This is a genomic window from Pseudomonas sp. 1D4 (genome assembly GCF_001728925.1).
Classification (GTDB): domain Bacteria; phylum Pseudomonadota; class Gammaproteobacteria; order Pseudomonadales; family Pseudomonadaceae; genus Metapseudomonas; species Metapseudomonas otitidis.
The window spans coordinates 1-23,068 of sequence record NZ_LXJQ01000073.1; the positions used below are offsets into that span (position 1 = coordinate 1).

At 62.8% G+C, this 23,068-nt stretch carries 9 protein-coding genes, 3 pseudogenes and 1 other annotated feature; of the genes and pseudogenes, 5 read left to right on the forward strand and 7 right to left on the reverse strand.

Annotated features, from left to right (window positions below; translation table 11 throughout):
• The coding region (locus A7D27_RS25100) for an SIS domain-containing protein (protein WP_069566472.1) at positions 1 to 675 on the reverse strand (675 nt) is incomplete at its 3' end.
• Between the two features lie 174 nt (positions 676 to 849).
• On the opposite strand from A7D27_RS25100, the gene zwf reads away from it, so the two are divergent.
• Positions 850 to 2,271, forward strand: coding sequence for a glucose-6-phosphate dehydrogenase (gene zwf / locus A7D27_RS25105; RefSeq protein WP_218188495.1), 1,422 nt, complete (start codon positions 850 to 852; stop codon positions 2,269 to 2,271).
• A gap of 313 nt (positions 2,272 to 2,584) precedes the next feature.
• Positions 2,585 to 3,928: a tRNA 5-hydroxyuridine modification protein YegQ gene (yegQ, locus tag A7D27_RS25110; protein WP_069566474.1), complete on the forward strand. Its 1,344-nt coding sequence runs from the start codon at positions 2,585 to 2,587 to the stop codon at positions 3,926 to 3,928.
• Here the strand turns inward: yegQ and A7D27_RS25115 are convergent.
• Entirely contained in the window at positions 3,912 to 6,785 is a 2,874-nt protein-coding gene (locus A7D27_RS25115; RefSeq protein ID WP_069566475.1) for a GGDEF domain-containing phosphodiesterase, read from the reverse strand. The two genes, yegQ and A7D27_RS25115, sit on opposite strands and share 17 nt — an antisense overlap.
• A 200-nt stretch (positions 6,786 to 6,985) precedes the next feature.
• Between A7D27_RS25115 and uvrD the strand changes: the two genes are divergently transcribed.
• Positions 6,986 to 9,169: a DNA helicase II gene (gene uvrD, locus A7D27_RS25120; RefSeq protein WP_069566476.1), complete on the forward strand. Its 2,184-nt coding sequence runs from the start codon at positions 6,986 to 6,988 to the stop codon at positions 9,167 to 9,169.
• Between the two features lie 78 nt (positions 9,170 to 9,247).
• Here the strand turns inward: uvrD and A7D27_RS27545 are convergent.
• Positions 9,248 to 9,669: pseudogene (locus A7D27_RS27545) on the reverse strand (transposase); the annotation flags it as partial.
• Between the two features lie 369 nt (positions 9,670 to 10,038).
• On the opposite strand from A7D27_RS27545, the gene A7D27_RS25130 reads away from it, so the two are divergent.
• A complete protein-coding gene (locus tag A7D27_RS25130) occupies positions 10,039 to 10,710 on the forward strand; it encodes a trypsin-like peptidase domain-containing protein (protein WP_083265782.1) in 672 nt (223 codons plus the stop codon).
• Positions 10,711 to 11,001: 291 nt separating this feature from the next.
• Here A7D27_RS25130 and A7D27_RS28540 read toward each other — a convergent pair.
• Positions 11,002 to 11,129 (reverse strand): annotated as a pseudogene (locus A7D27_RS28540) (UvrD-helicase domain-containing protein); the annotation flags it as partial.
• Positions 11,130 to 11,385: 256 nt separating this feature from the next.
• Between A7D27_RS28540 and A7D27_RS25135 the strand changes: the two are divergent.
• Positions 11,386 to 18,750 (forward strand): Ig-like domain-containing protein, encoded by a 7,365-nt coding sequence (locus A7D27_RS25135; protein WP_069566477.1) that lies wholly within the window; start codon positions 11,386 to 11,388, stop codon positions 18,748 to 18,750.
• A 184-nt stretch (positions 18,751 to 18,934) separates the two neighbouring features.
• On the opposite strand, the pseudogene A7D27_RS27550 reads toward A7D27_RS25135, so the two are convergent.
• The 3 genes and pseudogenes from A7D27_RS27550 to A7D27_RS25150 form a co-directional block, all read right to left on the reverse strand.
• Positions 18,935 to 19,754 (reverse strand): annotated as a pseudogene (locus A7D27_RS27550) (integrase core domain-containing protein).
• Positions 19,378 to 19,486: a sequence feature (AL1L pseudoknot), on the reverse strand. Its footprint overlaps the pseudogene before it by 109 nt.
• Before the next feature lie 165 nt (positions 19,755 to 19,919).
• A complete protein-coding gene (locus A7D27_RS25145; RefSeq protein WP_069566478.1) occupies positions 19,920 to 20,849 on the reverse strand; it encodes an OmpA family protein in 930 nt (309 codons plus the stop codon).
• A 59-nt stretch (positions 20,850 to 20,908) separates the two neighbouring features.
• A partial coding sequence (locus A7D27_RS25150; protein WP_256557211.1) for an Ig-like domain-containing protein occupies positions 20,909 to 23,068 on the reverse strand: 2,160 nt, incomplete at its 5' end.

Sequence of the window (23,068 nt, forward strand, 5' to 3'; positions counted from 1 at the left end):
GATGGCCAGGTTGACGGTGGCCAGGTCCGCCAGCGGCGTCTGGCTCGGGCACAGGGTGATCAGCGTGGCGCCGGTTTCGCGGACCAGGTTGGCGGTGATCAGCAGGTCCTTGGAGCGGCCCGACTGGGAGATGCAGATGGCCACGTCGGTGGGCTTGAGGGTCACCGCCGACATCGCCTGCATGTGCGGGTCGGAATAGGCCGCGGCGGTCAGCAGCAGGCGGAAGAACTTGTGCTGGGCATCGGCCGCCACCGCACCGGAGGCGCCGAAGCCGTAGAACTCCACGCGCTGGGCCTGGGCGCAGGCGGCGATGGCGGCCTGCAGAGCCTGCGGGTCGAGCTTCTCGCGCACGTCCATCAGGGTGTGCAGGGTGGTGTCGAAGATCTTCAGGCTGAAGTCCGCCACCGAGTCGTTCTCGTGGATGGCGAACTGACCGAAGCTGGCGCCCGCCGCCAGGCTCTGCGCCAGCTTCAACTTGAGGTCCTGGAAGCCGCCACAGCCGATGGCACGGCAGAAGCGCACGATGGTGGGCTCGCTGACCCCGACGCTCTGCGCCAGGTCGGCCATGGAGCTGTGCATGACGGCGGCGGGGTCGAGCAGGACGTGATCGGCGACTTTCAATTCCGACTTGCGCAGCAGATGGCGCGATTGGGCGATATGTTGCAGCAGATTCACTGGGCAGGCTCTTCGAAGTGGGGAAGTACGCCGCAGGTCGCGATCTATTCGGCCGGGCAACTCGGTTATGATCGGCGACGGTCAGGCTGTAGTGACCGTGTAGTTATACTACATGACCCGCTTCCCCGCCCAGGCAAACCACGCAGGAGTGCACACGTGACCCAGCCTTGCGACATGTTGGTCTTTGGCGGCACCGGCGATCTGGCGCTTCACAAGCTGCTGCCGGCGCTCTATCACCTGCATCGCGACGGCCGCCTGCATCCGCAGCTGCGCATCCTCGCCATTGCCCGCAATCCCCTGGACATCGACCGCTACCGCGCCCTGGCCGAGCGCCATTGCCGCGCCCAGGTGGCCCGTGCCGAGTTCACCGAGCAGGACTGGGCCGGGTTCGCCGAGCGGCTGGACTACTTCGCCATGGACGTGTCCCAGAGCGCCGATTTCGGCCGCCTGGCGCGCCACCTCGGCCCGCTCCAGGGACGCGCCCGCGTCCACTACCTGGCCATCGCCCCGCGCCTGTTCGAGGACATCGCCCGGCACCTGCAGATCGCCGGGCTCGGCGGGCCGGACGACCGCATCGTGCTGGAGAAGCCCATCGGCCATTCCCTGGAGTCGGCCCGGGCGATCAACGCCGCCATCGGCAAGGTGTTCAGCGAATCCCAGGTGTTCCGCATCGACCACTACCTGGGCAAGGAGACGGTGCAGAACCTCATGGCGCTGCGCTTCGCCAATGCCCTGTTCGAGCCGATCTGGCGCGCCGGTCACATCGACCACGTGCAGATCAGCGTGTGCGAGACCCTGGGTGTGGAGAACCGTGGCAGCTACTACGACCAGGCCGGCGCCATGCGCGACATGGTGCAGAACCACCTGCTGCAGCTGCTCTGCTTGGTGGCGATGGAGGCGCCGGTGCGTTTCGACGCCGAGGCGGTGCGCAACGAGAAGGTGAAGATCCTCGAAGCGCTCAAGCCCATCTCCGGGCTCGACGTGCAGGACAAGACCGTGCGCGGCCAGTACAGCGCCGGCAAGATCGGCGGCCAGGAAGTGCCGGCCTACTACTTCGAGAAGAACGTCGACAACGACAGCGACACCGAGACCTTCGTCGCCCTGCAGGTGGAGATCGACAACTGGCGCTGGGCCGGCGTGCCTTTCTACCTGCGCACCGGCAAGCGCCTGGCGCGCAAGTACTCGGAGATCGTCATCCAGTTCAAGCCGGTGCCCCACCGCCTGTTCAACGGCGGCGAGGCCAACCGCCTGCTGATCCGCCTGCAGCCGGAGGAGCGCATCAGCCTGCAACTGATGGCCAAGAACCCCGGCAAGGGCATGCGCCTGGAACCGGTGGAGCTGGACCTGAACCTGGCCCAGGCCTTCAGCCAGCGGCGCTGGGATGCCTATGAGCGGCTGCTGCTGGACGTGATCGAGGGTGACTCGACGCTGTTCATGCGCCGCGACGAGGTGGAGGCCGCCTGGCGCTGGGTCGACCCGATCCTTGAAGGCTGGCACGAGCACTACCAGAGCCCCCGCAGCTACCCCGCCGGCTCCAGCGGCCCGGAGCAGGCCCACAGCCTGCTGGAGCTGCAAGGGCGGGCGTGGAACGACTGAGCCTCGCCTCAAACGCCAGGCCGCTGCGTGGAGGTCGCTTTAAAGAGCCAGACCGCCGCGTTGGCTGGACGTCACCGGCTGGGCTCGGTCTGGCTCCGCTGGTGGACCGGTGAAGCGTGGTCCACCCCAACGATGGGCTTCGCACAGCTCAGCCCATCCTACGAATGGAGCGGGCCCGTAGGATGCGGTGAGCTCGGCGAACCGCATCGATCGGTCTCGGCGTTGTGGGCGTGCAGCGGCATTGCTCCAGCGCAATACCCGTGGCTGGGGGCTTGCCTAGAATGCGCGATTTTTCGCGTCACGAGCCCTGCCCATGTCCCGCCTTCCCGCCTCCGAACTGCTGTGCCCTGCCGGCACCCTCAAGTCCATGCGCCACGCTTTTGCCTACGGCGCCGATGCCGTCTACGCCGGGCAGCCGCGCTACAGCCTGCGGGTGCGCAACAACGAGTTCGACCACGCCAACCTGGCGCTGGGCATCGCCGAGGCCCATGCCGCCGGCAAGCGCTTCTACGTGGTGGTCAACATCGCCCCGCACAACGCCAAGCTGAAGACCTTCCTCAAGGACCTGGAGCCGGTGGTGGCCATGGGGCCGGATGCGCTGATCATGTCCGACCCGGGGCTGATCATGCTGGTGCGCGAGCACTTCCCGGCCATGCCCATCCACCTGTCGGTGCAGGCCAACGCGGTGAACTGGGCCAGCGTCGAGTTCTGGCACCGCCAGGGGCTGGAGCGGGTGATCCTCTCCCGCGAGCTGTCCCTGGAGGAGATCGGCGAGATCCGCCAGGCCGTGCCCGGCATCGAGCTGGAGGTGTTCGTCCACGGTGCCCTGTGCATGGCCTATTCCGGGCGCTGCCTGCTCTCCGGCTACATCAACCACCGCGACCCCAACCAGGGCACCTGCACCAACGCCTGCCGCTGGCAGTACAAAGCCGGTGAGGCGCGGGAAGACACCCTCGGCGACATCGTCCACGCCTGCCAGCCGGCGCCGACCCTGGGCGAGGGGCCGAGCACCGAGCGGGTCTTCCTGCTGGAGGACGAGACCCGCCCCGGCGACTTCATGCCTGCCTTCGAGGACGAGCACGGCACCTACATCATGAACTCCAAGGACCTGCGCGCCGTGCAGCACGTGGAACGCCTGGTGGCCATGGGGGTGCATTCGCTGAAGATCGAGGGGCGCACCAAGTCGCACTTCTACGTGGCCCGCACGGCCCAGGCCTACCGCCAGGCCATTGACGACGCCGTGGCCGGCCGGCCCTTCGAGCCGCGCCTGCTGGAGCGCCTGGAGTCACTGGCCAACCGGGGCTACACCGAGGGCTTCCTGCGCCGTCACACCCACGACCACTACCAGAACTACGCCTTCGGCAGCTCGCGGCCGTCGCGCCAGCAGTTCGTCGGCGAGCTGACCGGCGTGCGCCGGGGCGAACTGGCCGAGGTGGTGGTGAAGAACCGCTTCGAGGTGGGCGACCGCGTGGAGCTGATGACCCCTGCCGGCAACCTCGGCTTCATTCTCCATGGGCTGCAGGCCGGCGACGGCAGCCGTCGCGAGGTGGCGCCGGGGGACGGCCACGTCCTCTACATCCCGCTGCCTGCCGACCTCGACCTGGAGCACGGGCTGCTGCTGCGCGACCTGCCGGAGCCGGTCAGCGCCACAGCGTAGCGCTCTGCTCGCGGAGCAGCGCGGTGAAGGCCGAGGCCTCCACCGGCGGGCTCAGCAGGTAGCCCTGGATCTCGTCGCAGTCCTGTTCCTTGAGGAAGTCCAGTTGCTCGGTGGTCTCCACGCCCTCGGCCACCACCTTCAGCTCCAGGCCGTGGGCCATGGCGATGATGGCGCGGGTGATGGCGGCATCCTCGCCGCCCACTGACAGGTCGCGGATGAAGGTCTGGTCGATCACCGGGAAGCGCTTGAGGTAGCTCAGGGACGAGTAGCCGGTGCCGAAATCGTCGATGGCCAGCTTCACCCCCAGTTCGCGCAGTTGGTGGAAGGTGGCGATGACGTGCTCGACGTTCTCCAGCAGGTGGCTCTCGGTCAGCTCCAGTTCCAGCAGGCGCGGCGGCAGGCCGGTTTCCGCCAGCACCTGGCGCACCAGGGCCACCAGGTTGCCCTGGCGCAGCTGGTGCCCGGAGAGGTTCACCGAGACGCGGATGTCCGCCACGCCCTGGCGCTGCCAGTCGCGGGCCTGCAGGCAGGCCTGGCGCAGGACGAACTCGCCGATGGGGGCGATCAGCCCGGTTTCCTCGGCCAGGCCGATGAAGTCCCCCGGCGGGACAAGCCCCATCTGTGGGTGGCGCCAGCGCACCAGGGCTTCGGCGGCGTTGAGGCTGTCGTCGGCCAGGCACAGTTTGGGCTGGTAGAAGACCTCCAGTTGCCCCTCGTCGATGGCCTTGCGCAGTTGGGTTTCCAGTTGCAGGCGTTCCAAGGTGCAGGCCTGCAGGTTGTCGGTGAAGAACTGGAAGGTGTTCCCGCCCAGGTGCTTGGCGTGCTGCATGGCCATGTTGGCCTGGCTGACCAGGGTGGTGATCTCCCGCGCGTTGTCCGGCAGCAGGCTGATGCCCAGGGAGGCGCTGACCACCAGCTCCTCGCCGCCCACCGTCATCGGCGTGCGCAGCTTGGCCAGCAGGCGGCTGGCGGTGCGCGCGAGGCTGGAGAGGCTGCCGTAGCGGTCGAGGATCAGCGCGAACTCGTCGCCGGACAGCCGCGCGATGGTGTCCGCCTCCGGCGCAGCCTGGGCCAGGCGCCGGCCCATCTGCCGCAGCAACTGGTCGGCCAGCTCGTGGCCGAGGCTGTCGTTGAGCACCTTGAAGCGGTCCAGGTCGATGTGCAGCAGCGCCAGGCCGTGGCCGTTCTCGCGAGCCCGCTCGCTGGCCTGGTGCAGGCGGTCGCGGAACAGCGTGCGGTTGGCCAGGCCGGTGAGGTCGTCGTAGTGGGACAGGTAGCGCAGTCGCTCCTCGGCCTCGCGCCGGGCCGAGAGGTCGGAGAAGAAGCCGACGATATGGCTGGCCTGGCCGCGTGAGTCGCGCACCACGTTGAGCTGCAGCCACTGTGGATAGAGTTCGCCGTTCTTGCGGGTGTCCACCAGCTCCCCTTGCCAGCAGCCGTCATGCTCCAGTTGCTGGCGGATCAGGTGGTACTGGCGGCGGCTCTCGCGGGTGCCGCTGATTTCCACCACGGCGCGGCCGAGCACTTCCTCGGCGCGGTAGCCGGTGACCTGGGTGAAGGCCTGGTTGACCGCCAGCAGGCGGTAGTCCGGGTCGAGGATGACGATGCCTTCGCTGGCGGCCTCGAACACCGTGGCGGCGAGGCGCTGCTGCTCCTCGGCCTGGCGCCGGGCGGTGACGTCGCGGCGGGTGCCGACCATGCGCAGCACACGCCCGCGCGCGTTGCGCTCCACGGCGCGGCCGCGGTCTTCCACCCAGATCCAGCGGCCGTCGCGGTGGCGCACGCGGTAGTCCACCGCGTAGTCCTCGCTGCGGCCCTTGAGGTGGTCCACCAGGGCGCGGCGCAGCAGCGGCACGTCATCGGGGTGCAGGCAGGGGCGCAGGTCGCTGAGCACGCGAGCCACCTCGTCGCTCTCCAGGCCGAAGATGGCCTTGAGCTGGGTGTGGTGCACCTCGTCCGTTTCCAGGTTCCAGTCCCACAGGCCCAGCTCGCTGGCCTCCAGGGCCAGGGCCAGGCGGGCCTCGCTCTTGGCCAGGGCGTGGGTGGCGTCGGCCAGCTCCAGGGTGCGCTGGGCGACGCGGATCTCCAGTTCGTCGTGGGCACCGCGCAGCTCCCGCTCGGCACGGCGGCGCTGCTCCACCTCGCGGGCCAGTTCGGCGTTGAGCCCTTCGGCGCGGCTCTTGGCGTGCTCCAGGTTGTCGATCAGGGCCTGGTTCTGCAGGCGCTGCAGCAGGCTGTTGCGCACCAGGCGGTTGACCTGCAGCGCCACCACCATCAGCGCTGCCAGCAGGGTCAGGCTCAGCAGGCCCCAGCCGCGCAGCAGCGGGTGGCCGCTGGCGAGCAGCCAACTGACCGTGGGCAGCAGGCAGGGCAGGGCGAAGGCGAGGAAGGCCGGCAGGCTGACGGCGTAGGCGACGCTGGCGGAGAGGATGGCGGCGGCGGCGAGCCCGTAGACCAGCGCCTGCTGCAGGAAGGCGTCCGCCGGTACCAGGAAGACCACCGGGAAGGCCAGGGTCAGCCCCGAGGCGCCGGCGCCGAGCAGGAAGGTGCGGTGCCAGTGCGGTTTGGCCTGGCGCGAAGGCAGGGCGTGGTTGAAGGCGGCGACCTGGGTCAGCCGCAGCACGGCCAGCAGGACCAGCCAGATCAGCCAGCCGGAAAGCAGGGCCGCCAGTTCGGAACGCCACAGCAGGCTGGCACAGGCCAGCCCGTTGAGCAGCATGAACAGGGTCGGGACCCGGGAGCCCTGGTAGAGCAGGCGCGTGCGTTCGATCGCCAGGTCGGCGGCGAAAGGGGCGCGCAGTGGCGCGGCATCATCGTCGGCAAACACAGGGGAAGCCTGGTTGGGAGTCGCGGTCATAGGCGATGTTCTTGTAATGGTTGCCTAGGCGTCGGCGGAGCTTACCCGAGCCTGCGGAGTCGCCAAAGGGTTATGTGATGCCATTCTCCCTTGCGCCTCCCAACTTTTGGCGGGCGCTCTGGCACGCAGGCTGCGTGCCGTCTGGCCGACCGCCCGGTCATCGGTTTGCCCTGCCTGGGCCGCCCCCCTAGAATGCCGCGATGCAAAACGACCCCGAACTCCTCATCGCGTCCCTCAACGATGCCCAGGTGCAGGCTGTGGCCGCCCCGCTGGGCCGCCAGCTGGTGCTGGCCGGCGCCGGCTCCGGCAAGACCCGCGTGCTGGTGCATCGCATCGCCTGGCTGATCCTCACCGAGGGCGCCTCGCCTCATTCCATTCTCTCGGTGACCTTCACCAACAAGGCCGCCGCCGAGATGCGCCACCGCATCGAGCAGTTGCTGGGCATCAACCCGGCCGGCATGTGGGTGGGCACCTTCCACGGCCTGGCGCACCGCCTGTTGCGTGCGCACTGGCAGGAGGCCGGGCTGGCGGAGAACTTCCAGATCCTCGATGGCGACGACCAGCAGCGGCTTATCAAGCGGGTGATCCGCGACCTCGGGCTGGACGAGCAGCGCTGGCCGGCGCGCCAGGCGCAGTGGTTCATCAACGGGCAGAAGGACGAGGGCCTGCGCCCGCAGCACATCCAGGCTGGCGGCGACCTGTTCCTCGCCACCATGCTGAAGATCTACGAGGCCTACGAGGCCGCCTGCGCGCGCACCGGGGTCATCGACTTCTCCGAGCTGCTGCTGCGCGCCCTCGACCTCTGGCGCGACAAGCCGAGCCTGCTGACGCACTACCAGCGGCGCTTCCGCCACCTGCTGGTGGACGAGTTCCAGGACACCAACGCCGTGCAGTACGCCTGGCTGCGCCTGCTCGCCCAGGGCGGCGAGAGCCTGATGGTGGTGGGCGACGACGACCAGTCCATCTACGGCTGGCGTGGTGCGCGGATCGAGAACATCCAGCAGTTCGCCAGCGACTTCCCGGATGTGCAGACCATCCGCCTGGAGCAGAACTACCGCTCCACCGCGGCCATCCTCAAGGCCGCCAACGCCCTGATCGCCAACAACAACGGCCGCCTGGGCAAGGAACTCTGGACCGACGGCCCGGACGGCGAGCCGCTGGGCCTCTATGCCGCCTACAACGAGCACGACGAAGCCCGCTACGTGGTGGAGAGCATCGAGAGCGCGCTGAAGGACGGCATGACCCGCAGCGAGATCGCCATCCTCTACCGCTCCAACGCCCAGTCGCGGGTGCTGGAAGAGGCGCTGCTGCGGGAGAAGATCCCCTACCGCATCTACGGTGGCCAGCGCTTCTTCGAACGCGCCGAGATCAAGAACGCCATGGCCTACCTGCGCCTGCTGGACGGCCGTGGCAACGACGCTGCGCTGGAGCGGGTGATCAACGTGCCGCCGCGTGGCATCGGCGAGAAGACGGTGGAGAGCATCCGCGAATTCGCCCGCGCCCAGGACGTGTCCATGTGGGAGGCGATCCGCCTGCTGCTGGCCAACAAGGGCCTGTCGGGGCGTGCTGCGTCGGCCCTGGCGGTGTTCGTCGAACTGGTGGAGAACCTTGCCGCCAAGGTCCTGGAGATGCCCCTGCACCTGATGACCCAGACCGTTATCGAGCAGACCGGGCTGATCACCTACCACAAGGAAGAGAAAGGCGAGAAAGGCCAGGCCCGGGTGGAGAACCTGGAGGAACTGGTCAGCGCCGCCCGCGCCTTCGAGAACAGCGAGGAGGACGAGGAGCTGACGCCGTTGCAGGCCTTCCTCAGCCACGCCTCGCTGGAGGCCGGCGAAGCCCAGGCCGATGCCTTCGAGGACAGCGTCCAGCTGATGACCCTGCACAGCGCCAAGGGTCTGGAGTTCCCCCTGGTGTTCCTGGTGGGCATGGAAGAGGGCCTGTTCCCCCACAAGATGAGCATGGAGGAACCCGGTCGCCTGGAAGAGGAACGCCGCCTGGCCTACGTCGGCGTCACCCGCGCCATGCAGCGCCTGGTGCTGACCTACGCCGAGACCCGGCGCCTGTACGGCAGCGAGACCTACAACAAGGTCTCGCGCTTCGTCCGCGAGATCCCCGCCTCGCTGGTGCGCGAAGTGCGCCTGGGCAATACCGTCAGCCGCCCGATGGCCGGCAGCGCCCCGCGCACACCGTCGATGTTCAGCGGCGCCGAAGTGCCGGAGACCGGCTTCACCCTCGGCCAGCGCGTGCAGCACGCGCTGTTCGGCGAGGGCACCATCCTCAACTTCGAAGGCGCCGGCGCCCAGGCCCGGGTGCAGGTGAAGTTCGAGAGCGAAGGCAGCAAGTGGCTGATGCTGGCCTACGCGAAGCTGCAGCCGCTCTGAGGCAGGTGTGGGGCCGTAGAGCGAAACAGACCCCCGTAGAACTCGATAACCAGTTTGGCTCCCAAGGCCGCCGACAGCACCCTGCGGAGCCACCTCCATAAAAAGGCTTATCACTTCGACCTGCGGGTCGAAGGCGGTGTTCATATCCATGACCACCGCCTCGATCTGCTGGCACTGCTCGCCGAGTAGCTCGAAGAACGGATGGATCGCCTCACGGCTGTTGCCATGTCTGACCCACAGTACCCGCGTCCGCTCGGTATCCATGATCACCGTGGCGTAGCGGTGTCCCGTGTGCAGAGCAAACTCGTCCGTCACCAAGCGGCGTACGTCGCCCGGTTCGAAGGCCCCGACCTCTGCTTCCAGATGGTGCCTGTCCAGTGCCTTGAGAGGCCGGTAAGGCGACTGACGTGGCTCAAGCCTTCGAGCCAGACGCGCAAGCGCTGAGTCAGACGAGACGCCGGCGCCAACCAGTCGATCCGCTCGGTCATCCGCCCGCACCTGGCGAATCCGCCGCTCGTGGATTAATGGAGCGGCTGACCACAGCGTTTGTAGATAGGGCCAGAGCCGGCTTGAAGCTCGAGCTCAATCAGCAGGGTGTCATAGATAGATTGGCGACAGGCTCGTAGCCTGGTCAGAAAGCAGCAAGATCAATAGGGTGAACGGTGGCGGCAGGGAGTGGGCGTTGGTTCGTTTGGCGACTGCCAATTTACCCACTCCCCGACTGTCAACCCACTCTTTCCCCAGATTCCGCGAAGAGCCCTATTTTGGCGTATGGACGTGACGTCCATCACGTCACGGAGGGCTTAGTGAAACGCCCTGTCACGTCGTATCTAAGCTTCACACTGAACAGACCTGATAGGAGTGAAATCATGCATGCGCATGTGTTTGCGCTGTTGTCCGCCCTGCTGTTGGCAGGTTGCAACGGCACGCTGATCCCGCTTGCAGATCACTCGAAAGCCAAGGGTCTGATGCGGGTCAGTTCCGGCTTTCCCATGCCTTACTTTTTTCTGGGTAGTGCCGTGCAGTGGAACGAACACTACGCGGTTAGCGTTGCACATATTCCCTGGCTGCCAAACGTTGTGCATCGCTGCAGTACCGGGTGTGACTTGGTTTTCATCCACCACGAAGCGCAAGGCCCCGTGCCAAAGTGGCGGGCGGCGGTACCGGGCGAGACGGTCCGCACCGCAGGCGTCAGCCCGCTGCTGGTGATCGTGGAAGGGGAAGGGACGGCCAAACGCGCACTCATCCGGCCCAGCAGCAGCGACCCGACCGCGTATGCCGTCAACGATGCGCCCATCAGCCAAGGCATGTCCGGAGGGCCGGTGTATGGCGCCGACGGCGCAGCCGTGGGTGTGACTGTCGGCATGTTCAAGGCATTCGGCCCAATGCTCCCGGAGTTGGAGAGCAGCAAGCGCCTCAGCCTGTACGTACCCTACGACGTGGTGGAGCGTGAATGGCGGCTGTTCAACAAGCAGCTGCGTGGCCCTGGTGTACCGCTGTTCTCATTGAGCACCCCGCCACCCCCAACACGAGCCGAGTAAGCCCGCCACAACGGACTGTGTGAAAACTCCCGCTCGGCCTGAAGGCTAACGTTGCTACGCGAAGTCTTCAGGTATTTCATGAGCTGATCTCGCTCATAACGAGCGAGAACGTGCCAAAGATGACCATTGATTGTTCAGGGTTTGGCGCTCAATTGGTTTTCACACGATCTGACAAGGCGGCCTTCACACGCTGTTCAGAGCGGCTGCAGCTTCGCCTAGGCCAGCATCAGCCGCTTGCTGGCTTCGCTCTCGAACTTCACCTTGCACCTGCGACTTGTGCGTTGGGCGGTAGAGGATGTCCGTAATGGCGCGGTAGTTCTGCTCCAGGCGGATGGTCTGCGCATCCAGTAAGTCGCTGGCGAATACTGGATGTTCTCGATCCGTGCGCCGCGCCAGCCGTAAATGGACTGGTCGCCGTCGACGGTGAAGAACCATGACGACACGCTCATCATGCCGAGCACCGCAGAGCCTCAAGCCACCGTGGCCCTCTTGGACAACGGCAAGGAGGTCGGATACACCCTGGCTGGATGACCATACGGCCTTTTGAGACAAATCTCGTATCGACGAACGTCCCTGGAACGAAAGAATCCGCGCCCCGAAACCCAGGCCTGCGGTATCGATAGACGCTTTCCTCGTCGTGGTTACCGCTGGTAGCCACACCGCGAGGACCGTCCATTGAGCAACAGCAACGCTAGCGTCCATATCCTTCATAACGGCACGACCCGGCTCATTGAGGCTCCCTCAGCCACGACTGCCGCCACGCCCTTGCAAGTAATGGCCCTGCCCGGCGCACTTTACCTGCTCGACACGGGCACCCAAGATGACTCTTTGCTCTCCCCCGAGCTGCAACGACGGGGCCAAGACCTCGCGCTGGGCATCAAACAGCCCTGGCTGGTCATTCAGGACTTCTTCAATACTCCCGGTACCTTGGCAGCACGCAGGCATGATGGCTCACTCCACATCTATGCCAGTGCCGATGCATTGGAGACGCGCCTGGATGACGGGGCAGCGATACAGCTATCGCCGAGTCCGGAGCCAATCGCTACGGCACTGTTGTCTGCCGCCCCCTTCGCCCATGTTCCGCGCCCCACCCTGCTCAACATTCTTGACGATGTCGGTACGATCCAGGGCCCCGTCGCTCATCTTCAGGCAACCGATGACAACCGCCCAACGCTGCAGGGTACGGCTCGGCCTGGCGATCGCATTCTGATCAAGGATGGTGATCGCAAGCTGGGAGAAACCATCACTGACGACCAAGGCAACTGGAGCTTCACACCCCGCATTCCATTAGCCGAGGGCCGTCATGACCTAACCGTCCAGGCGCAGGATCCACTGGGCGATCTCAGTGCCCTTAGTGATATCCACAGTCTGATCGTTGATCGCACAGCCCCCAAGCGACCCAGCATCGACGATCTCTACGACGACCAGGGGCAGGCCGTCGGGCCGATTCCTCAAGGCGGGACTACCGATGACACCCGTCCGAAGATCTCCGGTGCCGCTGAGCCCCTGACCACAGTAGTCGTGTTCGACAGCGGTCAGGAAGTGGGGCGCACCCAGGCGCTGGCAGATGGTTCATGGGGTCTGACGCCATCCAGCCCCCTCACACCAGGGGCCCACAGCCTGACAGCCCTTGCCATTGACCAGGCCGGCAACGCCAGCCAACCCTCCGACGCTTTCGAGTTGCAGGTTCTATCTGCCCAGCTACCTGCCGCCCCCAGCATCGACGAACTTCAGGATACAGCTGGGCGCGTGACCGGCAGTATTCCCCGTGACGGCTTGACCGATGATCCTCGTCCGGTAGTACGCGGCAGCGCAACAGCTGGGCTGAAGGTCACCGTCTACGCCAACGGCAAAGCCATCGGCAGCACCTTCGCCGACCAGAGCGGCCAATGGTCCATAACCCCTCCTGCCGCCCTTGAGAACGGGGCGATCACGTTGACGGCTGTGGCTCAGAGCGAGGCGGGGAATTTCAGCCGTGAAAGCCTCCCCTATGGGTTCAAACTGACCGCCGGACTGCCGGACACCCCGCAACTGCTGGAAATTCGTGATGACGTCGGTCTGGACCATGGCCCCATTGCCGATCAGCAGGCCACCGACGACGCCCGGCCAACCTTCATCGGCAAGGCTGTCGCTGGCCAGCGCATCCTGATTGATGACCAAGGACAATTGGTGGGCGAAACCCGCGTGGACAGCCGGGGCAACTGGCGCTTTACGCCAAAATCCAACCTGGCTGAGGGTGAACACAGTTTCACCATAATGGCCATGGATGCCGCTGGAGCCACCAGCGTCGCAACACCGCCGCACCGCTTGTCGATCGACACCTCCTCACCCGCCCGCCCACAGGTAACCGATCTTCAAGACGACCAAGGCGACCTGACCGGCAGTATTGCGCTCAACGGTGTAACCGACGATAGGCAACCCCTTCTTACCGGGACCGGCGAACCCCATGCCACGGTCCGCGTCTATGACAACGGCCGTGAGATCGGCCGGACCACCATTGATGCAAATGGCAAGTGGGCTTTCGAACCGACCCGGCCACTGGAACTGGGCGAGCACATTCTTTCCGCCCGGGTCTTCGACCAAGCCGGCAACGCCAGCGCATTGTCCGACCTGCTGCCGTTCACCGTGCTGCCCGGCGGCCGACCGCAGGCACCGACCATAACCAGCGTGGTCGATGACCAGGGCAGCATCGTCGGCCCGGTCGGGCAGGGCGGCGAGACCGACGATACACTGCCGCTGGTCCGCGGGATCGCCGAGCCCAACATGGTCATCACGCTCTACGCCAATGGTAGGGAGGTGGGACGAACCACCTCTAATACCAGTGGCCAATGGTCACTGGAGCCAAACAGCCCTTTGCCCGAAGGCACCATCGTCTTCACGGCCCAGGCCACCAGTCCAGCCGGCAATACCAGTACCCAGAGCAACGGCTACTCGATCATCATCGACATCACCGCCCCGGCCTTGCCTGAACTCTTGGACGTCATCGATGACGTCGGGTCAATCCAAGGCTCTGTACCTCACCTGGGCACCACTGACGACACCCTGCCCACCTTGGTCGGTTCAGGCCAGCCGGGTGCTCGGGTCCTGATCCGAGACAACGGCAAACCCCTTGGTGAGGCCACGGTCGATGCACTTGGAAACTGGCAGTTCATCCCCCCCTATCGACTGCCAGAAGGCACGCACACCTTCACCATCCTGGCGGTTGACGCGGCGGGTAATCGTAGCCAGGAGTCCCCTCCTCGCACACTCATCGTCGACACCACCGCGCCGGATCGCCCCGTCATCCTTTCGGTTTTGGACGACCAAGGTGATGTCACTGGCCCGGTGCTACCCGGTGGCATCACAGACGATGCGCAACCGCTGATCAGTGGCACTGCCGAGGCCGGCACAACCCTTGTGCTCTACGACAACGGCATTGAGATCGGTCGCACCCTTGTGGAAAGCGACGGAACCTGGCTTTTCGAGCCTTCCCGTCCGCTGAGCACTGGCGCGCACAGCCTGACCGCACGCACCATGGATGCCGCTGGCAATACCAGTACAGCCTCTCTCCCCCATGGGTTCACCCTCGTTACAGGTGGCCGCCCGCTTGCGCCCACCATTGACGACCTGCTCGACGACCAGGGCGACCTAACCGGCTCCATTCCCGCAGGCGGCGTCACTGACGACGCCCAACCTCGGGTAAACGGGCGCGGCCAACCTAACACCACGCTCGTGCTGTTCGACAACGGCCGCGAGATCGGTCGCACCACGGTCGAAACCAACGGCTCCTGGACATTCGAACCCACGTCACCCCTAACCATCGGAGCACATGCGTTCAAGGCACAAGTCATTGATGGTGCCGGCAACGCCAGCCCTTGGTCGCAGGACTATACCTTCACCCTGGTAGCTACCGGACAGCCCAATGCACCGACTATCGAGGGGGTTTACGACGACCAGGGCAGCATCACAGGCAATGTCCCGCGTGGCGGCGTTACAGATGATGCCCAGCCGAAACTCAATGGTAAGGCTCCCGCCCACAGCACCGTCACGGTCAAGGCGAATGGCCAGGTCATCGGTACCACCACAGCAGATGCCGGCGGCATCTGGCTGCTGGTCCCGTCGACTCCGCTGGCTGACGGCCCCCAGACACTGACCGCACAAAGCACCAACACTGCTGGCAATACGAGTGCAGTGAGCGCGGATTACGTGATCGTCATCGACACAATCGCTCCCGACACCCCTTCGCTGCAGGCGGTGGTCGATGACGTCGGACCTCTCCAGGGGCCGATTCCCCACCTAGGCATCACGGATGACAACCGCCCTACGCTAACGGGCAACGGCCAACCGGGTGATCGAATCCTTATCAAGGACAACGGCCAGGTGATCGGGGAGGTGACCGTCAACAGCAATGGCGGTTGGCAATATGTTCCATCGAAAGCGTTGATTGATGGTCAGCACGACTTTGTCCTGCAGGCAGTGGACACTGCCGGCAACCTCGGTATCGAGTCGAAGCCGCACACCATTCTCGTCGACACCCGCGCACCGGACCGCCCCGTTATAGAGCGCGTGTTCGACGATCAAGGCAGCATCACCGGCCCGATTGCCCAAGGCGGCATCACAGACGATGCCCGCCCCCTGATTTCCGGCACGGCAGAGCCCCTGTCTACGTTGGTGATCTATGACACTGACCGCGAAATCGCACGGACCCAGACGGATGCCAATGGACGCTGGTCCGTAGAACCCGCCCTGCCTTTGGCAGACGGCGAGCACAGGCTGAGTGCCATCGCGATCGATCAGGCCGGCAACGCAAGCTTACCCTCGGCCGACCATGTGTTCAGCGTGGATACCCTCGCCCCTGCACGCCCTGCTATTACACAGGTCTTCGACGACCAGGGCGATGTCACGGGCCCGCTCAACCCAGGCGATACCACCGACGACTCCCGACCGCTGATAAGAGGTACCGCCGAAGCCAACACCACGCTGGTGGTATTCGACAACGGCGTCGAGATCGGCAGGACCCGTGTCGATACCAACGGCCAGTGGACCTTCGAGCCTAGCCTGCCCATGCCCCTGGGCAGCCACAGCCTAAGCGCCCAATCGATCAGCGTGGCGGGCAACACCAGTCTGCCTTCCAATGCCTTCGCGTTCACCCTGGCCTCCTCCGGCCGCCCCAACACCCCCATCATCGAGAGCGTCTATGACGACCAGGGCAGCATCATCGGAAATGTCCCGCGTGGTGGCATCACCGATGATGCAAAACCTCTCATCCAAGGCAGCGCGACTGCTGGCGCAACTGTGCAAATCCTCATCAATGGTTTAGTGATTGGCAGTACTGTTGCTGGGACAGACGGCAAGTGGTCGTTCGAACCAGAACGTAATCTTGCTGAAGGCCTCAATATCATTACCTGCAAAACAATTTCCACAGCCGGAAACAGTAGCAGCGAGAGCATTCGCTACCCCATCGAGGTAGATACCACAGCACCAAAGCCAGCACTCCAGAAACTAATGGACGATGTAGGCACCGTGCAGGGTGAGATTACCTCTGGCACGGTCACAGACGACAACCTCCCTACCTTTGTGGGCACAGCCGAGCCATACGCCACGGTTATCGTCTATGACAATGGCCTGGAGTTAGGGCGTACCCTTGTCTCAACAAACGGCACTTGGTCATTCACCCCGCCACATCCATTGAAGGATGGCTCACACTCATTCAGTACGGAAGTGAACGATATCGCCGGCAATAGCAGCGGAGAAAGCAAACCCGTTAACTTTGTAGTGGACACGTATCACCCGGCGGCAATAGCACGCATTGACAGCATGACCAAGGATAGCGGGACAAATAACCGTGACTTCCGCACAAACGACGGAACAGCAGGGCGACTGATCAGTGGCACCATCCAGGGCAAGCTGGGTAATGGCGACCAGGTACAAGTCTCGGTCAACGACGGTGTTACGTGGCAGAACGCGATTGTAGAAGCGGATGGTCGCTGGTACCTGTCGGACCAAAGTACTCACACTCAAGACTGGAGCATACAGACACGTGTTGTAAGTACTGACGGGCGCTCCGGTGACACACTCTCGCAAACGGTTGTTCTCGATACTCAGGTTCCACCGCCCACTTCGACTCAGTGGGCAGACGGTAAGTTGACCGTGACATTCGAAGGCTCTCAGTTCCGATCTGGTTCTCTAGTAGAGGCCCTAATTGATGGGGTGAAAATTAGCCACATATTGAGTCTCGATGAAATCGCAGCGGGCCGAGTTAGCCTGCCCTATTCCAGCAATGGCCAGCCTCCGGCTGAGTATGGCGCTGCGATGGTGGATGAGGCTGGGAATATCTCGCGAACTCTTTTTAGCGCACACGCTTGGGCGATTAACCCCAGCTCTGAAATAGGAATGGAGTACGCAGAAACCAGGCTGACTAAGCAAGGGAAAGTCTATGATGCGGGTGCTTACACCATCACTTGCGCAACAGATATTGAGAGTCATAATTGGCAAGGTGTTTTTGGCGAATACACTTTGATGAGGAGGGAGCCGACCAAATTTATGAAAGGCGGCTTCATCGGCGTAACAAACGCACTAGACTTTGAGCTGAAAGCAGGCCATTCCAAACACTTCGCTGCCACCCTTGGAGACGGCTTTTTCGATTATAGCTATTGGCAGCATGATAATTTAGTCACAGCAAAGCAACGCTACGCCGGATTCGTGCATTTCACTTTTTATGACGAGAGTGGCAATGCCGTCTATTTCAAATCCTACCAGTACACTGGCGATCCTCGGGAGAGCCGACTGAAGGATATCGATATCCAGCTTCCACCAGGCGTTGAATTTAAAAAGGTTCGCGTCGAAGTCTTACCTGAAAAAATGCCTGTGGAACAACTACGCGGCTTCATCGCGCTAGACAATATTCAAATGGACATGGGTGGAGCTACAGCTGACCAGGTCAGGCAGGCTCTTTATGAGCAGGATTTCGACGCATTCACGGCATTGGGAAGCGTGCAGGCTTTCAGTGGCGCTATAGATATGGGGGGGTTCGTTCTAAATTCAGATAAACTTAGACATGGTTTACCGCAGTTGCAGTCTCCACAAGGCGTAATCGCTGCGGAGGATTTCAACAGGTACCCATCCTTCCAACTGAGTTCCCCTATCCAGGGCTCTGCTCTAGTTATCACCGACCATGTTTCATTGTTCATGAAGGCGGGCTCGGCCAGCGAATTCTATTGCAAGCTCGGCGACCTCACCACCAACTGGGTACCTTCAGGGCCGGCAGGTTGGAGTGGCTACTCTAAGGAAAAGATACACCTGACATTCTATTACAAAGAGAAGATGGTCTATTTTTACTCTGCGAATTCCGTATCAGAGACCAATGTCTCCTCAGGCCCATTCACCAAAGATGTAGCCATAAAGCTGCCTGAGGGGCTTAAGTACGACCGGATCGACTTCGATGCCATTGGTTCAGACGTCCGCGATACCAAAGTGTCAATCTGGATTGACAATCTCAAACTCGGAGGCCTCGACGAAAGTGCTATCAACGCCTCCAGCACAGGCGTAAGCAGCACTCTGATAGGCCAGCCGGCAGAACAGACCATCACGGCCCCCGGACATTACTACGGGACGGATGAGAGTAACGTATTCAAGGTAGAAAACACCGGCATCCTAAGCTCGACAAAGTCGAGCCTGGCAGGCCTTGGTGGAGTCGACACCTTGATGGTGACAGGTAGCTGGCAGACCTTGGACTTGACGCGGCTCAAAGGCAAGATCAGCTCGATCGAGGTAATTGACATCAATGGCAAGGGGAGCAACACCCTCAACCTTTCAGTAGAGGACGTTCTCAACCATGGGCAGACCGACCTGTTCCACAAGAGCAATACGGTACAGATGATGGTCAACGGCGACGCGGATGATGTTGTTACTCTCCAGGGACTCAGTACAGGTGAAGACTCGGGCCACTGGCAAACGCAGGGCCGTCTGACCGTATCTGGCATCGGCTATCAGATCTGGCAACACGACACGCTGAATGCTGAACTGCTGGTACAGATGGGCGTAACGACCGAGCTGAGATGACTGGCAGGCACCAGGACACGTAACTTACGGGAATCTTTGAGTTCGCCAAGCTACGATGCCTCTCAACCACCTATGAGCCAGGATGGAGGGAGGTGATCCGTAAACGGATCGCCTCCCTGTAGGCTGAATTTAAAAAGGTTTGAACGGAATCGCCCCAGGTTTAGTGGAGGCTGTTTCGTTTGAGTCAGGTTGCCATGGCCTGGACTGTTGATTGCTGGTGGAAGTTTGCCTCAGCCTCTGCAGACGGGATATCGCCGAGCCGGTGGTGGTTGTGCCAGTGCCCCCATTTCAAGGTTGCTATTTCAACAGCTTCACGGCTCATCCACGACTGGCGGTAAATCAGCTCGGCCTTATACAGACCGTTGATGCTCTCGGCCAAGGCGTTGTCGTAGCTGTCGCCTTTGCTGCCAACCGAAGGCTCGAGGCCGGCCTCTGCCAGCCGCTCGGTATAGCAATCGTGCCCCGTTGTTCTTGCCCAAGCTGCTTCCAGACCTTCACCGCGCCATAGCGCTGCATGTTGGTGTCTCATATGCGGTGGATTGCCAGGATCAACGCGTCATCGCACCGAGCACGACAACGGAGCAGTTCCGGGTTGCGCCGTTGCGTCGCGTGCCGGCGGTAACCGGACGGGGCGATCTGCAAGACACGGCAGATCGACTCGATCCCGAGACGATCACGATGCTGATCGTCAAATGCCCTCAGGACTTGGTGCGGCGGTCTACACCCTGGCCAGGCGCAGAATCTCGTTGGCTTTGCGCAACTCGTGGTTCTCACGCTCCAGCGCCTTGATGCGTTCGCGCTCTTCGGTGGTTGGCCCAGGACGCTGACCGGCATCAGTCTGGTGGCGACGAATCCAGCCATGCAGGGTTTGCGCTGCACAGCCAATCTTCGGGGGCAATGGCCTCTACAGTCGCCCACTCGGTGGGACAGTCGTTCAGGTATTCCAGAACCATGCGCACGGCACATTCAGGGACTTCGGGGAAGTAAGTCGTAGACTTACTCATAGCCTCATCTTTTCGAGAGTTGAAGCCGCCACGAAACCCGGGGCGATTCAGCTCGGGGCGCGGATTCTTCCCTTCGGGTATCGCTTGTCGGTACGAGCTTTTTCCAAAAAATTGGAGTGAGGGGCCAGAGCCCGGCTTGGTACCGGGCTCTGGCGGGGTAGCGGGTCAGGGGTTAGCGTGCGCCTGGCTGACGTCCACGCGAACCATTACTCGGCGGTTGGGAGCATTGCAGCGAATTTGTTCATCACGGTTGCCATGGCAATCGGCTACTACCAGCTCTGTGCTGCCCATGCTGGCGGTCTCCAGTACGTGTTCTGGAATACCACCATCTATCAGGAACTGGCGGACGGTTTGTGCGCGGCGTAGGCCCAAGGCGAGGTTGGTTTCAGCACGTCCGATGGGGTCGGTGTGGCCGACCACAAGGATGCGCCGTAGATTGGCGTGCTCACGGTGCAATGCGGCAATCAGTTCACTGATGGCCTTGCGTCCTGCTCCGGTTATGTCCTTGCGCTCCGACTTGCCGAAAGCGAACAACACATCACTGGGGAGGTCGTAGTCCTTGTAAACGGGGGTAGGGGACGGCGTTGCGACGGGAACGGTCTCGACACAGGCTTGCACGTTAGAGGCGCGTGAAAGCAAATGGGCTTGCCGGCGTGTTTTCGTCAACTGCGTTTCGGCTTCTTCGCGCGAAAGGGGGACGGGGCGGCCGGAGGCCAGTTCGGCTTGCATGAAGTAGGTTCTGCCTCCTTCCAGATTGAGCTCGAAGGGGGTATCTGCTTTGCCTCTGTAGGTAGGAGCTTCGTTGAGAAACGCGCCAAGGGTGTGCTGCCCAGGGTTCAGGCAGAAGCGTGTGTAACCACCGTTCAGAAGACTGGTATGCAGTTCGCCATCGACATACAGAAGGGCGCCGTCGGGGCTGCTTTGTTCCGTATCGAGGCGGTAGTAGATGACCTGTGCCTGGCTTTGGCTGGGCTCAGGCATTGGGCTGTAGGGCTCCTCAAAAGCCTGTTCGGAAAGAGCCGCTGGTGCAGTAGCTGCATAGCCGAGCGCTGCGAGAAGCGCGATTGCAGGGATCGTGTGCTTGAGGGTGCGCATGGGGTCTCCGCGGGCCCCCGAAGGGGCCCGTTTTGTTGAAGGGATGGACGCGACTGCACTTATGCCAGGTGCTGTTGCTGGTTGGCTTCCAGTTGTTCCAGAAGCTGGATGTCCAGTGGGCTGTGGGTCCAGAGCAGAGTGTTGGCTTCCGCGGGTTCCGCCGGCTGCGAGGCAAGGGGTGTGATGTCCTGGATGGCCGGCGAGGGTTGGAACAGCTCCGTACCGTGTTGGCTTAGCACGTCGTCCAAGAGCAATGCACTGCGGCTCGTCAGGGCCATGATCGCTTCGGCCTCAGGCAGCGCTGCATTGTCTGTTTCGGCTGCCATCCGTCCTCCGTTCAGCGACGAGGTTTCGACGATGATGCGGTAGTCTTCGGAAACCTTGCCCATTGCCCCCACTTCGCTCATGGCTTGGAAGGTGATGATGTGCAGACCGTCGGAGAGTGGCTTGTCGAAGGCATAGCGCCATTCACCTTGCGGGCTCACCTTCACTTCCGCGATGACCGTGCCGTCCACGTTGATGAAGATGCTGTCCCCTTCACGGCCACGGCCGACGATCAGTGGCATCGCATCGTCGGTGGTCTCTCCATAGCCCAGCTCACCTTGTTTTGGGCCGACGTCATCGTAGATTTCTGCCGACGGTGCCGAAGGAACCGTGGTGTCGATATAGATGATGTAGGAGTCGCTCATCTCACTGAAGTTACCGGCTGGTGTGAACGATCGGGCAGACAGGTTGTGGTAGGTGCCGATGCTGCGTAGATCCAGCTCAAGCTCCCAGTGTCCGTTCTGATCGGCAAACACTTCACCTACGAGAGTGAAGAGTGAATACAGCTTCACCAACGTGCCGGGCTGTGCTGTGCCGTACACCAATGGATGCGTGTCATCGGTCAGACCCTCGTGTGGCACGCTTCCAATGATGCGACCCTGGTCGTCGTAAACCCCCTCGATCACCGGTTTGCTGGGAATACCCGCCTCCACTTTGGTGAATTCTCGGGGCAAAGAGGCTTGGCTAGTGTTGCCTGCCTTGTCTGTTGCTGTGACGGTCAGCGACTGCGCGCCTAGTTCCAGGGGTACGGACACGAACAGGCGCCAGAAACCGCTGGCATCCGCCTTGCTCTGACCGACCACGTTACCGAGGGCGTTGTACATGGTGATGGTTGAGAACGGTTCGGCCGAGCCAGTGGCGATCGGAACCTCTTCATCACTGACGCCACCCTGAGGGATTTCGCCCACGATGTGGCCGCTGTTGTCCTGCAGAGTAAGGATTACAGGAGGCTGAGGGGGCGTGAGGTCAACGAAGATGGTTTCGTCATCCACCATCCATCCCGATTCCCGTCCGTTGGCCGTGATGGCCTTGGCGTTGAAGTCATGCCGACCTTCGGACAGCGGTGTCGAGGGCGTAAAGCTCCACCCTCCCTGATCGTCCACCCAGGTCTCGCCAATGACCGTACCGTTGTCCCGAACGATGACCCGGTCACCAGGTTGGCCAATGCCCACCAGCGTTGGTGTCCGGTCGTCAGTGGTGGTGTTGTGGTAGACGGTTCCTTGCACCGTGCCGATGTCATCGACGATACGCTCCAGGTAGGGACGTTGCGGCGCCGAGAAGTCGAGTATGAGATCGAACGGTGCGCTCGGATCGCTGAGGTTGCCTGCTGTACTTTCAGCGCGAGCTGTCAGAGCTACCTGGCCCTCGTCAAGGTCGGCGCGATCGAAAGACCACTTACCGTCCGTACCGGCAATTGTGCTGCCGATGAGCTCGTTATTGGCGTAGACGTTGACCTTCACGCCTGGGGTCGCACTGCCTTGTATCAGAGGCGCCCAGTCATCGGTGATATCGCCCGGGTTCAGGTAGCCGATACGGGTGTCTTCATCGTCGTAGACACTGTCGATAGTAGGGGCACTGGGCTTGACCAGTGGCGCGACAGTGAAATGGAAGCCCGTGGAGGGGCCACTGACGTTACCGGCAGAGTCGATAGCCTGCGCCGTAAATACGTGAGGCCCTTGAGCCAGGGGGTGGTTGGGCTCCAGCGTCCAGTTGCCGGTGGCATCGGCGGTGGTGCGGCCGACTTCCTTGCCGTTGTCGTAGAGCACGACCGTGGCATTGGGTTCTGTCCAGATACCGGAGACGGTGGGTTTGTCGTCATCGGTGGTTTCGCCGGCGACGAGGTTGCCGGTCTTGCTGCCCTGATCGTCGTAGACCGAAGCGATATAGGGTGGTGT